Genomic DNA, 14,846 nt, shown 5'->3' on the forward strand with positions numbered 1-14,846 from the left:
CGAGACGTGCGATCTCGGTGATCGTTGACGCCAAGGCGACCCGCCACGCCGAGCGCCGCCCTGCCGACCTGCCACCGACCGGGAACGGAGAGGCGCACGTGGCTGCTGGTGAGCACGAGGAACTGGACATCCCACCGCACCTTCAGACCTTCGCGCAGCGTCAGCACCTCGAATACCGGCAGACGCCGCCGGGGATCGCGCTCTACCTGGGCCTGGGCTCGGCCCTGCTGGGGTTGCTGTTCAGCACCGCTCCGAAGATCCCCGGCGACCGGGCGCTGGGCTACCTGATGCTGGGCGGCGGCGCCGTGCTCCTCGTCGTCTCCCGGGTGCTGCACCGACGCATGCGACGGCGGGAGGAGGGGCTGTACCGCGAGTACCTACAGTGGAAGGAACGGCGGGGTGAGTAGCGCGCCGCGCATCGAGAGGGCGGGATGGACCGGGAATCCGCGGAGTCGGCGGTGGCGGGCGGCGCTGGTGGCCCTGCCGCCGGTGTACCTGCTGGCCACCCCGGCGGCCGCCGCCAACGCGGTGTGACGACGTCGGGCAACTCGGGGCGAAGGCTGTCGGTGTGGGGTCTCATGCTCCTCTTCACCGTGATCCTGTTGCCCGACATCGTGAGGGAGGGAGGCTGGCGTGCCTGGGTCGCGGTGCTCGCCAGCGTCGGGCCTCCCGTTGTCATCCTGCGTGAACTCGCTGCGGTGATCCGACGACGACGGCACTCTGCGAGACCGAAGCAGCCGGACGCCTGACGGCGGGCCGTGCTCGACGGATGTCGAATGTGGTCGTGAGGCCGGACACGCGCCTGGCCTCGGACCGGTCGGTGCGTCAGCCCGCAGCTTCGTCCGTTGTGGTGAGAGCGCGCGCTTCGTAGGCTCGTCGGCGACGCCGGCTGGCGTTGTCGCGGGCACACCACGGGAAAGGACGCCGGTGCTCTACTGGCTGTTGAAGTACGTGCTCCTCGGTCCGCTGCTCAAGCTGATCTTCCGCCCACGGGTGGAGGGGCTGGACCACGTACCAGCGACCGGCCCGGTGATCCTGGCGAGCAACCATCTCTCCTTCTTCGACTCGATCTTCATCCCGTTGATCGTCTCGCGGAGGGTCACCTTCGTGGCCAAGGCGGAGTACTTCACCGGCAAGGGGATCAAGGGTCGGTTGATGAAGATGTTCTTCGTCGGCACCGGCACGATCCCCGTAGACCGCTCCGGCGGTCAGGCCGCCCGCGCCGCCCTGGACACCCAGTTGCGGGTGCTGCGCGCCCAGGGAGTGGCCGGCATCTACCCCGAGGGCACCCGCTCCCCGGACGGGCGGCTCTACCGGGGCAAGACCGGTGTGGCGCGGCTGGCCCTGGAGAGCGGCGCGGTGGTGGTGCCGGTGGCGATGCTCAACGCCGACGAACTCCAGCCGCCCGGCAGGCTCCTCCCGCGGGTCGGCCAGGTGCGGGTCCGCTTCGGGGCGCCGCTGGACTTCTCCCGCTACGCCGGCCTGGCCGGCGACCGGTTCGTCGAGCGCGCGGTCACCGACGAGGTCATGTACGAGTTGATGGAGCTCTCCGGCCGCGAGTACGTCGACATCTACGCGCAGAAGCTCAAGACGCCAGTCGCCGCCTGAGGCGGCTCAGCCGTTGGGCCGCGTGCGGCGGCTCAACACGCGACCGCCGGCCCGGTCGGGGTGATCGGGCGCCCGGCCAGCGCGAGCAGGCCGGGGGCGTCGTTGCGCAACGCGAAGACGCGTACCTCGGCGAGGGTCTCCCGTGCGCCCGCCGGATCGCCGGCCCGGGTCAGCTCCGCCGCCGCGAACGCCAACGCCAGCACCCGGTCGCTCACGTCCGGGACCCGCCCGTAGGTCTCGGCGGCGGCCAGGTGCAGCTCGGCGGAGCGTTGGTGGTCGCCGTCCGCCGCCGCCAGGGCCGCCGTCACGGTCCGCAACGCCGCCTCCGACCAGGGCGTGCGATGCCCGACCCGGCCGAGCATCGTGCGGACCCGCACCGCCGCGTCCCGACCGCTCAGAGCCGCGGCGTACGCGGCGGCGGCGATCCACTCCCCGCTGGCCAGCGCCGGCACCGCCGACCAGCACCGGTCCAGTTCCTCGATCAGCTCCGCCGCCTCGGCCGCGCGCCCCTGCAACGCCCGGCACAACGCGGCCATGCTCAGCATCGTCCAGTGCAGCCGGTGGAACCCGCTGCGCCGCGCAGTGTCCAGCGCGTCGGCCAGGTCGTCCGGATCGTCGTCGTCGCGCAACACCAGCAGACAGCAGCGCAACCCACGCACCTGCATGTCCCAACTGCCGGTGGGCGTGTCCACGAACGCCTCCGCCGCCGTGAGCAGCCGACCGAAGTCACCGTCGAACCAGGCACGCATCGCCTCGGCCGAATAGCTGGTGGTCAGGGTCTGACCGCTGGCGGTCCGTGCCGGCGCGGCCGAGAGCAGGGCGTTGGACCGTAGCCAGTCGCCCTCCTCGCGGATCGCGTAGGCGAGGTTCTGGGTGGCCCGGGGCAAGGCCAGCAGTTGACCGGCCCGGGCGAACTCGACGATCGCGTGCAACTCGTCCAGGCCCACCCGGTCCCCGGACTGGTAACGGGCCGTGGCCGCGGTGATCCGCGCGTTGGTACGGGTCTCGGTCAGGCCCAACCGCTCGGCGATCTCCGCCGCCGTGTCCGCCGCCGCCACGGCCGGGTCCCGCTCGTAGTTGAGCATGTGCAACCGGCCCATCTCCGCGTACGCGTCCGCCTTCTGCGGACTGTCCGGCAACGGCTCGAACAGGTGCACCGCGCGGTCCAGGCAGGCCAACGCGTCACCACGGTCGGCGCGTAGCCAGGCGGCCTGGCCGAGCAGCGTCCACGCCCGGGCGGCGCAGGCGTCGTCGCCGTGCGACAGCAACCGGTCGGCGAGCGTGTGCACCTGCTCCGCCCCACCCCCGGACAGGAACGCGTTGCCGTCCCGGTAGAACGAGATCTCGGTGCTCAACAACTCCAACTGGAGCCGACCCACCGGGTCGTCGTCGTCGGCCAGGCCGAGAGCCCGGCCCGCGTGGCTGGCCGCCGCGTCCAGCCCGTGCAGCGCGTACGCCCGGCGGGCCGCCCGGTGCAGCGCCTGCCGCGCCGGCCCGGCGTAGCGCCGCACCTCCATGCCCAGCGAGCGGGCGATCTCGTGGGCCGCCCAGCGGTGGTGGGCGAGCACCTCGGCCAGGTCGGTGTCGCGGGAGTGCGACAGCGCGTCGAGCCAGTCGGCGGCCCGCTCGTGCCGGGCCACCCGCTCGGTACGCGGTAACCGCTGGTAGCAGACGTCGCGGACCAGCACGTGGCGGAACCGGAACTCCGCCTGCCCGGCCATCGTCGACGCCGACTGCTCGTGCACAAAGTCGCGCTGTTCCAGTCGGCGCAGCGAACGTTCGACCGACTCGACCGGCTGACCGAGCGCGGCGGCGACCGCGCCGGGCCAGAACTGCACCCCGACGACGGACGCGGCCAGCAGCACCGCGCGGTCCTTGGCGTCCAGCAGGTCCACCCGGTTGGCGATGACCGCGTGCACGCTCTCCGGCATGGTCAGCTCAAGGTGCTTGTCCAGCGACCACCCCCGCCCGGACTGGCGCAGCGCCCCCTGCTCGATCAGCATCCGGACGTACTCGTGCGCGTAGAGCGGGTTGCCGCCGGCCACCTCGATCAACGGGCTCAGCATGTCGGCGGAGAACGCCGCCTGGCCGAACAGGTGCGCGTACAGGGCCGCGATGCCGGTGTCGCGCAGGGGCGGCAGGGTGATGGTCACCGAGCCGGTGATCGTCCCGGCCCAGCTCGGGTCCCGGTCGACCAGCTCCGGACGTGCGGTGCAGAGCAGCAGCAGCGGCACGTCGCGGGCTGCCGCTCCGAGCAGCTCCACGAAGCGCAGCATCGCGTCGTCGGCCCAGTGCAGGTCCTCGAAGACCAGCACCGTGGGTCGTCGGGTGGCCAGCGCCAGCAGGAAGCGACGCCATGCCGACTCCGCCTCCTCGGCCGGCAGCGGAGTGCCGGGCAGCCCGACCAGCGGGCGCAACGCGTCCACCACCCGGTCCCGTTCGCCCGGGCCGATCAGCTCGCTCACTGCGGCGGCCAGCCGCTGCGCGGCGCTGCCCGCCGGGTCGGTGTCGAGGATGCCCGCCTCGGACTTGACGATGTCGGCGAGCGCCGCGAAGGTGACGTTCTCGCCGAACGGCGGGCAGCGGCCGGTCCGCCAGGTCAGCGGCTCGTCGACCAGCCGGCCGGTGTGCCGGTAGAGCTCCCGCAGCAGCCGGCTCTTGCCGATGCCGGCCCGGCCGAAGATCGTCACCACCTGCGGTCGACGGTCGCGCAGCGACCTGTGCAACGCGTTGACGAGCATGCCCAGCTCGTGTTCCCGGTCCACCAACGGTGTGGTGTCCGGCTCCCGGTCGGTGGGCTGGCGACGCAGGGGAGAGAGCGCCAACCACACCTCGGTCGGCGACGACCGGCCGCGCAGGGTGACCGGGGGCTGTTCCTCGTAGCGGATCGCGTCCTTGGTGAGCGCGTGGGTGGTGCCACAGACCAGCACGCCGCCGGGTGGCGCGACGGACTGCATCCTGGAGGCGGTGTTCACCACGTCGCCGGCAACGATCGCCTGCCCACCGTCGCGAGCGGCGGCAACGTCCACCAGTGCCTCGCCGGTGGCGACCCCGACCCGGAACCGCAACTCGGTGCTGCCGGTCGGCGCGAACCGGGTGAGCACCCGTTGCAGTTCGAGACCCGCCCGTACGCAGCGCAACGCGTCGGTCTCGGTGGCGATCGGGGCACCGAAGAGCGCCATCACCGCGTCCCCGATGTACTTCTCGACCACCCCGCCGTACTGACCGACCACCCGGCGGGCGGCGGAGAAGAAGCCGGTCTGCATGCCCCGGACCTGCTCGGGGTCGGCGCGCTCGACGTACGGCGTGAAGTCGATCAGGTCCACGAAGAGCACGCTCACCCGGCGGCGGTCCTCCTGCGGATGGACCGGGGCCGGTCGTTCGGCGCCCGGTCGCGGCGACCCGCACGACGTGCAGAACGTGACGTCCGAGGCCAGTGGGCGCAGACAGTGTGGGCACACAGCCCCCAGCTCGGCGCCGCAGCCACCGCAGAAACGGTCTCCGTCGGCGGCCGTGCGTCCACAGCGTCCACACTGCGCGGCGATGACACCTCCCCCAGAGGCGAACAGGTCGACGCCGGTGGCGTCCCCTGCCGGGAATTATCGCTCTCGTCCGCCGCTGTCAGGTACCGGCCTGTTGGCTTGTGGACAGTCCACCAAGGGACCAGAGCGACTAGATTCAGGCGGCCAGATATCGAGCAGCGACCAGAGGGGGACAGGTCAATGGTGTACGTCAAGCTGGAGAGCGACTGGACCGACGGCAACGGGGTCAGCCACTCCGCAGGCGACTCGGTGGACGTCGACGCGGCCACGCTCGCCACGCTCCAGGCCGAGGGCATCGTCAGCGAGCAGTCGCACGGCCCGGGCGGCGACGGCAAGGGCCCGGACAAGTGGGCCGGGCCGGGCAGCTCCGGGGTGTGACCCCACACCGGTGACGGATACGAACGGCCGGGTCGCCCACGGGCGGCCCGGCCGTTTCGCGTGTGTCAGTGGTGTCAGCGGTCGCTCATGCCGGCGCGACGGCGCAGCGCGGCCACGTCGGTCACCACGATCCGACGCCCCTCGGTACGCAGCCAGCCGCGGCTGGCGAACGAGCCGATCGCCTGGTTGACGCTTTGTCGGGAACCCCCGGCCATCTCGGCCAACTGACTCTGGTTGAGCTCGATCGTGATCATCGGTGCCTGGCTCTCACCGGCCAACCGGACCAGCGTCTTGGCCACCCGACCGGGTAGGTCGAGGAAGACATGGTCGGCGTTCTGCTCGGTGAGCCGACGGATCAGCCCACCCAGCGAGCGCATCACCGCGTCCAGGATGCGAGGGTTGGAGTGCACCAGCTCCATGAACGCGCCCCTGGACAGTGCGAGCGCCGCACAGTCCTCGATGGCCTCGGCCGACGCGGACCGGGTCGACGCGTCCAGCAGGGAGACCTCGCCGAGCACGTCGGGTGGTCGGATCACCGACAACACGGCCCGCTCGCCGGTCGGTGCGGTGCGAAAGACCGCCACCGCGCCGCGGCGCAGCACGATCAGTGACTCGCCCGGGTCGTTCTCCACGAAGAGCAACTGGCCCTTGCGGTAGGTGCGCGGAACGGCGGCGGCGATGACACGCTGCCGTACCTCGGGCTCCAACCCGGCGAACATCTCGACACCCGTGAGCGCGTCACCCGGCTCCGGAAGGCGCATCTCCACGGCCCAACCCCTCCCCGGTCATGGACCACAAACTCGCTCACCGGGTGAACCTGATGGCCCTGACAAGGTGAACTGACACCGATTCGGCGTCCGGTAGCGGTACACATCAGATCATGACGGTCCGGTCGCTTGCTGTACACCCCTCGAAGCTTTTCCGTGACCGTCGCGAGCTGGACCCCGCCGGGAACTGTCGCGCGGCGGTGGGCGAAGATGCCCGGAATGGTCTACCGCTATTTCTACGACTGCGAGTTCATCGAGGACGGCACCACCGTCGACCTCGTCTCGATCGGTGTCGTCGACGAGTACGGCCGCGAGTTCTACGCGGTCTCCACCGAGTTCGACGACTCCCGCGCCGTGCCCTGGGTCCGACGCAACGTGCTGGACAAGCTGCCCTCCCCGGCGGACCGGGCCTGGCGGTCGCGTGAGCGCATCCGCGACGACCTGTACGACTTCCTGGTCGAGCCGATCCGGGACCGGCCGGGGGAGCAGTTGGAGCTGTGGGCCTGGTACGCCGCGTACGACCACGTGGTGCTCGCCCAGCTCTGGGGTGCGATGCCGGCGCTGCCCCGGGAGATCCCTCGCTACACCAAGGAGCTGCGGCAGCTCTGGGACGACAGTGGGCGGCCGACCCTGCCGGACGCGGACGCGGCCCGGCACGACGCTCTGGTCGACGCCCGGCACAACCTGGCCCGCTGGCGGGCGATGACGGCCCGCTGACCGCCGGTCGTACCGCCGTAGGTTTGACCGGTTCTGTCCCGGGCATCGGTTCGGCGAACCGAAGCGGAGGAGAGTGCCATGAGCAACGAGCCGACCAGCGCCGCAGAGTCCCGCGTCCGGATCACCGAGCTGGCTCGGGCCGCCCGGATCTGCATGCTCACCACGATCGCGCTGGACGGTCGGCAGGTGAGTCGGCCGATGGGGCTCCAGGAGGTCGAGTTCGACGGCGACCTCTGGTTCTTCGCCTACGCCGACTCGGCCAAGGTCCGCCAACTCCGGGTGAACCCGGAGGTCAACGTCGCCTTCTCCGACCAGAAGCACCACGCCTGGGTGTCGATCTCGGGGACCGCCACCGAGGGGTTCGACCGGGCTCGGGCCGAGCGGTTGTGGAACCCGTTGCTCAAGGCCTGGTTCCCCGGCGGGCTGGACACCCCCGGTCTCACGCTGATCAAGGTGCACGCCACCTCGGCCGAGTACTGGGACTCGCCGGGTAGCACAGTGGTCAACCTCCTCGGCTACGCGAAGGCAGCGGTCACCGGCCGGCCACCGAAGGCCGGCGAGAACCACGAGGTGACCTTCTGAGCCGGGTCGCCACCGGGGCGCGCTGTCGCCTTACCTGCGGGCCGACTACAGTTCGCAGTGACGGCCCGCCCCGGGCCGGCAACGGCGCCGATGGTCTGACCTGACACATACCCTGGGGCATATCGGGCTTTACCTGATGCTCCAGGAGGATGACGGATCATGCGTATCGGCGTGCTCACCGGCGGCGGCGACTGCCCAGGTCTCAATGCGGTCATCCGGGCGGTGGTCCGTAAGGGTGTCGCCACCTACGGTCACGAGTTCGTGGGCTTCCGGGACGGCTGGAAGGGCCCGCTGGAGGGTCTGTCCCGTCCGTTGGGCATCGCCGACGTTCGCGGCATCCTGCCCCGTGGCGGCACCATCCTCGGCTCGTCCCGCACCAACCCGTTCAAGATCGAGAACGGCGTCGAGCGGATCAAGGACAATCTCGCCGAGCAGGGCGTGGACGCGCTCATCGCGATCGGCGGCGAGGACACCCTCGGTGTGGCCACCAAGCTCTACGAGCTGGGCGTGCAGGTGGTCGGCGTCCCGAAGACGATCGACAACGACCTCGGCGCCACCGACTACACCTTCGGCTTCGACACCGCTGTCAACATCGCGATGGAGGCCATCGACCGCCTGCACACCACGGCGGAAAGCCACCACCGCACCCTGGTCGTCGAGGTCATGGGCCGGCACGCCGGCTGGATCGCCCTGCACGCCGGCCTGGCCGGCGGCGCCAACGTGATCCTGCTGCCCGAGCGGCAGTTCGACGTCGACCAGGTGGCCGGCTACGTCGAGAAGCGCTTCCAGCACCAGTACGCCCCGATCGTGGTCGTCGCCGAGGGCGCTCAGCCGCTGGACGGCCAGATGGTCCTCGCCAACCAGGAGCTGGACTCGTTCGGTCACGTCCGCCTCGGCGGCATCGGCCAGTGGCTCGCCGAGCAGCTGGAGGCCAAGACCGGCAAGGAGGCCCGCACCGTGGTGCTCGGCCACATCCAGCGCGGTGGCACCCCGACCGCCTTCGACCGGGTGCTCGCCACCCGCCTGGGCCTGCAGGCCATCGACGCCGTCAACGACGGCGACTGGGGCAAGATGGTCGCGATGCAGAGCACCGACATCGTCCGGGTGCCGCTCGCCGACGCCACCCGCGAGCTGAAGACCGTGCCGCTGGAGCGGTACGCCGAGGCCGAGGTGTTCTTCGGCAGCTGATCGACAGTCGGCGGCGCGGCGGGCCTGCGGGTCCGCCGCGCCGCGACCCGATGCGAGGGGGTACGACCGAGATGTCAGCCGGGGTGCACACGGTCGCGGTGATCGGCGCGGGCAAGATCGGTGAGCTGATGCTCTCCGGGCTGCTGCGCTCGGGATGGCCCGTGGACAAGCTGCTGGCAACCGCCCGCCGGCCAGCTCGCGCCGAGGAGTTGACCGCCCGCTACGGCGTCCGGGTGGTCGACAACCTGACGGCGGTGGACGAGGCGGCGGTGCTCGCGATCTCGGTGAAGCCGCAGGACGCCGCCGCGCTGCTCGACGAGATCGGCCCCAAGGTGCCGGCCGACAAGCTCGTCATCTCGCTCTGCGCCGGCCTCCCCACCAGCTTCTTCAGCCGCCGGCTGCCCGACGGCACCCCGGTGGTCCGGGTGATGACCAACACCCCGGCGCTTGTCGACGAGGCGATGACCGCGATCTCGGCGGGCGCGCACGCCACCGGCGCCCACCTGGCGTTGGCCGAGGAGATGTTCAAGCCGCTCGGCCAGACGATCCGGGTGCCCGAGTCGCAGCAGGACGCGGTCACCGCACTCTCCGGCTCCGGCCCGGCCTACTTCTACCTGCTGGTCGAGGCCATGATCGACGCGGGGATCCTGCTCGGGCTGCCCCGGCAGGTGGCGCACGAGCTGATCGTGCAGACCGCGATCGGTTCCGCGGTGATGCTGCGCGACTCGGGCGAGCACCCGGTCAAACTGCGCGAGGCGGTCACCTCACCGGCTGGCACCACCATCTCCGCGATCCGCGAGCTGGAGAAGCACGGGGTACGCGCCGCGCTGCTCGCCGCACTCGAAGCCGCCCGCGACCGGGCCCGCGAGCTGGCAGCGCAGGCCGACTGAGCGTTCTTCGCGCGTGGCGGCGGGCTGATGTGGTGTTCCGGGCGCGCGGGGTTAGGCGTTCGGGGCTCGTCGCGGGGCCGGGCGTGCCGCATACTGGCGCGGTGTTCACACTTGCCCAGGCCCGGCACCTGGTGGCCACGCTGCAACCGCGCATCGACGAGTTGATCCGGGTCCGGGCCGACCTGGCCGAGCTGCGCGTCGACCTCGCCGACCACGGCGTCAGCGCCCTCGGCGGGCTGGCCGAGGTGAAGGGCCTGGAGGCTCGGCTGCACGCCGTCGTCGACGAGCTGCACCAGCACGACATCCAGGTCAAGGGCATCGCTCCGGTGCTGCTCGACTTCCCCGGCGAGCGCGAAGGCCGCGCGGTGCTCTGGTGCTGGCTCGAGGGTGATTCCGACGTGCGCTGGTACCACCGGGCCGAGTGCGGCTTCGCCGGCCGCCGCCCACTCTGACGCACCCCCGCCCGACCCGGCCGCGCCCTGCCGCCGCACCTTGATCCACTCGGGTTCGCCGAAAACGCGGTATCCGAGCGCGGGGGATACCGCGACATCGGCGAACCCGAGTGGATCAAGCCCGGTGCGGCTCGGACCGCCGCCCCGACTCTGACGCGGATGAGGCCGGGTGCGGCTCAGCCCGCAGCCGGCTTCGGCGGGATCGTTTCGGAGGCCTCGGCCACCGCGAACACCACGACGTTGTCCCGGTAGTGCCCACTCCGCCGGTCGAACGCACCCCCGCAGGTGACCAGGCGTAGCTCCGCGTTGGGCGTCGGGCCGTACACCACGGCGGTCGGGAACTGGTCCTTGCGGGTCCGCAGCGAGCCGGTCACCCGGAACACCAGCCGCTGCCCGCCGCGCCACACCTCCACCCGGTCGCCCGGCCGCAGCTCACCGAGCCGGGCGAAGACCGCCGGGCCGCGGCGCGAGTCCAGGTGGCCGGCGAGCACGGCCGGGCCGGTGTCGCCGGGTGCCGGACCGCCGCCGTACCAGCCGGCGACGTCGAAGTCGGCGGGCGGGATCAGTGCCCCGGCCTGGTCCAGGCCCAGCACCGTGAGCGTCGAGTCGACGCCGATGCGCGGTACGCGTACCCGAGTGGGTGGTCCCTGTGGGGTGGGCGCGGCGGCCGTCGACGGGCAGTCGTCGGTGCAGCCGGGGTGCCAGCTCGCCGCCGGCGGCGGCGGATCGCTGCCGGCCAGCCCGACCCCGGTGCCGGCGGCCAGGAAGACCGCCGCGCCGGCCGCGACCAGCGCGGCCAGCGGCACCCGGCGGTCGCGGTGCCGCCGGATCGACGGGTCCGGCCCGGCGCTCACCAGGTGGTGCGCCGCCGCCGACGCCAGAGCAGCAACGCCACCGCCCCGGCCGCCGCGGCCAGAGCGCCGGCCACCAGGGGGTACGCGTCGAGCCCGGTCCGGGCGGTGCCGCCGGCGCCGGTGTCCACCCCGCCGGCGGGGACGACGGTGCCGCCCTCGGCGTCGCGGCGCAGCTCGGCGGTGAGCCCACCCTGCTTCGCGTCGAGCACCAGCAGTGAGTAGACCGCGCCGCCGGTGAGGCGCACCTCGGCGTCGGTGCTCGGGCCACCGGCACCGGTCAGCTTCAGCCGCCACCTGCCCGGCTCGACCTGCTGGTAGTCGGTCGTCGTCGCGAACTGCACGCCGTCGGCGATCATCGGGCCGTCGGCGGCGGCCACGTCGAGCATCGGGGTCCGGACGGACGCCTGCACGACCCGCACCTTGGCGCGGCCGTCGGTGGGGGCGCTGAGGTCGTCGTTGAGCACCCGCAGGCCGAGGTCGGCGTGCCGGCCGACACCGGCCACCGTGAAGGCGTCGCCGCTGGTCACCGCGACCTCGGTGGTGAGCACCGGGGGGTCGCTGGCGGGGGCGCCGGCCTCGCGCATCGCCACCGCGTACCGTCCGGGCGCCAGCTCCAGATAGTCGGAGACCACGCCGTAGCCGACCCCGGGGAAGACCCTCGGTTTCGCGGCGCCGGGCGCGGCCAGGTAGACGTCGACGGCCGGGGTGTCGGGGGAGAGGTGGGCGAGTCGGACGTATCCGACGGTGTCCGCGCCCTTGGCGGCAGCGGCCGGGACCGGGGCGCCGGTGGCAGCGAGGGCGGTGCCGAGCAGGAGCGCGCCGGTTCCGGCCAGCAGCCGGCGGGGCACGGTACGGAGCGTGTGCATGTCGCCTCCGGAAGCACTTTCGGTGAGCGGGCGGCAACCCAGAGAACAGGGTCCCGTTTACGGGACTGAGGCGCAAGTTGCCACGTCGATGTTTTTGCGGAGGCACGCTGGCGCCCCTCGGCTTACGCGGTCGGGCGGAGCGGGCGGGCTACCGCTCGCGGATCGCCAGGAAGGCGAACAGGTCCGGCACGCGCGCAACGGTGCCGCAGCAGATGTCGAGACAGGGTCCCTCGCCCGTGCCGAGCAGGTCCTCCGCGATCGCGTGCACCCGCTGGAGATAGTCGCCGCCGCCGGAGAGGTAATTCTCGTACCAGTCCGCGTGCGCGTCGTACGCCGCAGCGCTCGTCCTCGCCATCCGTCGATGCTAGGGACCGACTCGCGCCCAGCCCGGTCCGTTCTTCCGAGGGCAGACGCGCCGCCGACGTCCGTGGTCGCGCTCGCCACGGTGCCTGTGGCCGGTGAGCGACGGCAGGGCCGACGGGGGCGGCCGCGCTGGATTATCCTCGGTCGATGCGGGATCGCCGGGTGGCGCTGGTGTGGGCGACCTTCGTCGTCGTCGCGCTGGTGTCCTGTGTGCTCGTGCTGAACCGCGCGGACCGGCTCTCCGACCTGCACATCTACTACGGCGCGTTGTCCGATCTGCACGCTGGGCGGCCGCTGTACGAATACGAGGCGGCCAATGGTGGGCCGTTCACCTATCCGCCGTTCGCCGCACTCGTGCTCGGTCCGATCACCGCCGTGAGTGAGGGCGTACTCCAGGGGATCTGGCTCGTGGCGACGTGCGCGGCGGTGGTGGCCATCGCCGGGGCGGTCGGTGTCGCGCTGACCACCCGGCAGTCCCGGCGACCGCTCGCCGTGGCGGTGGCGGCCACGGTGCTGATGCTCTCCGCGCCGGTGCAGAGCAATCTGCGGTTCGGTCAGGTGAGCATCTTCATCGTGTTGATGGCCCTGCTCGACGGGATGGGCGTGGTCCCGCCCCGGCTGCGCGGGGTGCTGGTCGGGGTCGCCTCGGCGATCAAGCTGACCCCGCTGTTGTTCGTGGTCTACTTCCTCGCCACCGGCCGCTATCGCGACGCGGGCCGCGCGGTGGCGACATTCCTGACGTGCGCGGTGGTCGCCGGGGTCGTGCTGCCCGCAGAGAGCTGGACGTACTGGACCGAGGCGGTGCGGCAGACCTCACGGATCGGCAACCTGGCGTCGCTGGGCAACCAGTCAGTGCACGGGATGCTGCTGCGCGTCGGCGTGGACGAGGCGACGTTGCCAGTGCTCTGGGCCGGTCTGGTGGCGCTCGTCTGCGTGGCGGCGCTGCTGCGGGCGCGACAGTTGACGCGACAGGGCCGCCCCGGGCACGCGGCGGTGCTCGTCGGCTGCGCCACGGTCGCCGCGTCCCCGGTGTCCTGGACCCACCACCAGGTGTGGCCGGTGCTCGCGGCGATGCTGCTGATCGGCGCGTCCGGCGTCACGCAGCGGGCGGCCGGGGGAGCGCTGCTCGCCGCCATGGTCGTCTCGCTGGGTGCGGTTCTCGGCCCGGTGTCGACGCGGCCGGGGGTGCAGTTCCTCTTCGAGAACGCCCGCGCGATCGGGGTGGGCCTGCTGTGCCTGGTCGGCTTCGGTGGCGTCGCGGTCGCCGCTTCCCGGGCGCACCGACGACCGGCGGGCGCGCGGGGCTGGTTGCGAGTGGGCGTGACGGCCACGGTGGCGGTCGCGTTCTTCGCCGTGCAGCCGTTGCCCGCCGGTGCGGATCCGACCTTCAAGGCGTACGCCCTCGACGACGTGGTCAACCCGCGATACTTCTTCGTCTGCCGTGGCCCGGTCGAATGCGCCGCCTACGGCACCCATGCGCCGGTCACCTTCGGCACCCGGGCCGAGAAGACCAAGGTGCGGGTCAACGGCGTGGTCTCCCCGCAGGTGACCCGGCTGGAGTATTTTTCCGCCCCGGGCGGGCCGCCGCGGGCCATTCCGTTGCTCAACGCGTACCCGGGGAGCCGGACGTTCTCGTTCCGCTCGGCGAGCATGGCGCAGGGACGGCTCGTCGCGTACGCCTCGGACGGTCGACCGATCGCGAGCTACGACGAGGAACTCGCCGCCGCCCTCCGGGCGACCACCCGGTAGGCGATCGTCCGGCGGGCGGCGGTGGTGCTCAGCGGGTGGCGGAGGCCAGCGCGGCGCGCAGCGTGTCGGCGTCACCCGGGGTCGGGTGCTGCCAGTCGGTCGGCGAGGCGGAGTAGAGCGTGCCGTACGCCGGGGTGTCGGGCTGGTAGCGCCAGCCGTCGGCGAGGGAGCCCGCGTCGACGGCGTCGTAGCCGATCCGGTCGAGGAAGGCCGTTACTTCGGCCTTCGCGGCCTCGTCGTCACCGGCGATGGCGAGGGCGCTGCGGTCGGCTGCACCCGTCGGCCGGGCCAGCGCGGCCAGGCCCGCGAAGTAGATGTTGTTGAAGACCTTGACCACCCGTGACTCCGGCAGGTGCTGCTGGAGCAACTCGCTGCTGGTGACGTCGCCGCTGTCCAGCTCCGGGAAGTTCCCGTCGCGCTGGGGGTAGTAGTTGTTGGTGTCGATGACGACCTTGCCGGCCAGTGGCTCCACGGGCACCGCGCGGTACGCCTTCAGCGGCACGCTGACCACCACCAGGTCACCCACCCGCGCCGCGTCCTGTGCGGTGCCGGCGCTGGCGTGCTCGCCAAGGCTGTCGACCAGGTCGGTGAGGGTCTCCGGACCCCGCGAGTTGCTCAGCACCACGTCGTAGCCGGCGTCGACGGCCAGCCGCGCCACGGTGCCGCCGATGTTGCCGCTGCCGATCAGTCCCACAGTTGTCATGCTCGTTCCCAACTCCGCCCAGCCGTGACGCATTCCCCACCGACGCGGTGGGTTATCACTGTTGCCCGGCGGCGCGGACTGCCGGGCATGCGACGTCTCGCCGAGCTGGCGGGCCTGCCCGCGCCCGCGATCCCGTCCTGCCCAACCTACTGCTCACGCTGGTCACCGACGGCGGCTCCGACGTGTT

The 14,846-nt window shown here is 72.1% G+C and carries 16 protein-coding genes; 10 read left to right on the plus strand and 6 right to left on the minus strand.

Going from position 1 to position 14,846, the window contains the following annotated elements:
* The first annotated feature begins 17 nt into the window (after positions 1-17).
* The 3 genes from FHU34_RS09940 (at position 18) to FHU34_RS09945 (ending at position 1,608) form a co-directional block, all read left to right on the plus strand.
* Complete coding sequence (locus tag FHU34_RS09940) at positions 18-407, plus strand: hypothetical protein (RefSeq protein WP_145779684.1); 390 nt, start codon at positions 18-20, stop codon at positions 405-407.
* Entirely contained in the window at positions 400-534 is a 135-nt protein-coding gene (locus tag FHU34_RS34005; protein WP_280116476.1) for a hypothetical protein, read from the plus strand. The genes FHU34_RS09940 and FHU34_RS34005 overlap by 8 nt, the downstream gene beginning before the upstream one ends.
* 393 nt (positions 535-927) lie before the next feature.
* Positions 928-1,608 (plus strand): lysophospholipid acyltransferase family protein, encoded by a 681-nt coding sequence (locus tag FHU34_RS09945; RefSeq protein ID WP_145779685.1) that lies wholly within the window; start codon positions 928-930, stop codon positions 1,606-1,608.
* A 32-nt stretch (positions 1,609-1,640) separates the two neighbouring features.
* Here FHU34_RS09945 and FHU34_RS09950 read toward each other — a convergent pair whose 3' ends face one another.
* On the minus strand, positions 1,641-5,177 hold the full coding sequence (locus tag FHU34_RS09950; RefSeq protein ID WP_145779686.1) for an adenylate/guanylate cyclase domain-containing protein: 3,537 nt from the start codon (positions 5,175-5,177) through the stop codon (positions 1,641-1,643).
* A 153-nt stretch (positions 5,178-5,330) separates the two neighbouring features.
* Between FHU34_RS09950 and FHU34_RS09955 the strand changes: the two genes are divergently transcribed.
* Positions 5,331-5,528, plus strand: a complete 198-nt coding sequence (locus FHU34_RS09955; protein ID WP_088949427.1) for a hypothetical protein — start codon at positions 5,331-5,333, stop codon at positions 5,526-5,528.
* Positions 5,529-5,602: 74 nt separating this feature from the next.
* On the opposite strand, the gene FHU34_RS09960 is transcribed toward FHU34_RS09955, so the two are convergent.
* The gene (locus FHU34_RS09960; protein WP_088988366.1) at positions 5,603-6,295 is read right to left on the minus strand and encodes a Crp/Fnr family transcriptional regulator; all 693 of its coding nucleotides are present in this window, start codon (positions 6,293-6,295) and stop codon (positions 5,603-5,605) included.
* A gap of 219 nt (positions 6,296-6,514) precedes the next feature.
* Here FHU34_RS09960 and FHU34_RS09965 point away from each other — a divergent pair, with 219 nt between their 5' ends.
* The 5 genes from FHU34_RS09965 to FHU34_RS09985 all read left to right on the plus strand — a co-directional run bounded on the left by FHU34_RS09965 (position 6,515) and on the right by FHU34_RS09985 (position 10,124).
* Positions 6,515-7,012, plus strand: coding sequence for a polyadenylate-specific 3'-exoribonuclease AS (locus FHU34_RS09965; RefSeq protein WP_145785522.1), 498 nt, complete (start codon positions 6,515-6,517; stop codon positions 7,010-7,012).
* 78 nt (positions 7,013-7,090) lie between these two features.
* Complete coding sequence (locus FHU34_RS09970; RefSeq protein WP_145779687.1) at positions 7,091-7,594, plus strand: pyridoxamine 5'-phosphate oxidase family protein; 504 nt, start codon at positions 7,091-7,093, stop codon at positions 7,592-7,594.
* A gap of 159 nt (positions 7,595-7,753) precedes the next feature.
* Positions 7,754-8,782, plus strand: a complete 1,029-nt coding sequence (locus FHU34_RS09975; RefSeq protein WP_145779688.1) for a 6-phosphofructokinase — start codon at positions 7,754-7,756, stop codon at positions 8,780-8,782.
* Between the two features lie 71 nt (positions 8,783-8,853).
* On the plus strand, positions 8,854-9,672 hold the full coding sequence (gene proC, locus FHU34_RS09980; RefSeq protein ID WP_145779689.1) for a pyrroline-5-carboxylate reductase: 819 nt from the start codon (positions 8,854-8,856) through the stop codon (positions 9,670-9,672).
* A 101-nt stretch (positions 9,673-9,773) separates the two neighbouring features.
* Positions 9,774-10,124: a DUF2203 domain-containing protein gene (locus FHU34_RS09985; RefSeq protein ID WP_145779690.1), complete on the plus strand. Its 351-nt coding sequence runs from the start codon at positions 9,774-9,776 to the stop codon at positions 10,122-10,124.
* Between the two features lie 176 nt (positions 10,125-10,300).
* Here the strand turns inward: FHU34_RS09985 and FHU34_RS09990 are convergent, their stop codons facing one another.
* From FHU34_RS09990 to FHU34_RS10000, 3 genes are all read right to left on the minus strand, one after another.
* Entirely contained in the window at positions 10,301-10,978 is a 678-nt protein-coding gene (locus FHU34_RS09990) for a class F sortase (protein ID WP_244311603.1), read from the minus strand.
* Positions 10,975-11,844: a DUF4397 domain-containing protein gene (locus FHU34_RS09995; protein WP_145779691.1), complete on the minus strand. Its 870-nt coding sequence runs from the start codon at positions 11,842-11,844 to the stop codon at positions 10,975-10,977. Before FHU34_RS09995 ends, FHU34_RS09990 begins: the two co-directional genes overlap by 4 nt.
* Before the next feature lie 148 nt (positions 11,845-11,992).
* Positions 11,993-12,199 (minus strand): class I SAM-dependent methyltransferase, encoded by a 207-nt coding sequence (locus FHU34_RS10000; RefSeq protein ID WP_145779692.1) that lies wholly within the window; start codon positions 12,197-12,199, stop codon positions 11,993-11,995.
* Between the two features lie 155 nt (positions 12,200-12,354).
* On the opposite strand from FHU34_RS10000, the gene FHU34_RS10005 reads away from it, so the two are divergent.
* Positions 12,355-13,956 carry a glycosyltransferase 87 family protein gene (locus FHU34_RS10005; protein WP_145779693.1) on the plus strand — a complete coding sequence of 534 codons (1,602 nt, stop codon included), beginning with the start codon at positions 12,355-12,357 and terminating at the stop codon, positions 13,954-13,956.
* Between the two features lie 28 nt (positions 13,957-13,984).
* Here FHU34_RS10005 and FHU34_RS10010 read toward each other — a convergent pair whose 3' ends face one another.
* Complete coding sequence (locus FHU34_RS10010) at positions 13,985-14,659, minus strand: NADPH-dependent F420 reductase (protein WP_145779694.1); 675 nt, start codon at positions 14,657-14,659, stop codon at positions 13,985-13,987.
* Positions 14,660-14,846 lie beyond the last annotated feature (187 nt).

The organism is Micromonospora taraxaci (assembly GCF_007830095.1).
Classification (GTDB): domain Bacteria; phylum Actinomycetota; class Actinomycetes; order Mycobacteriales; family Micromonosporaceae; genus Micromonospora; species Micromonospora taraxaci.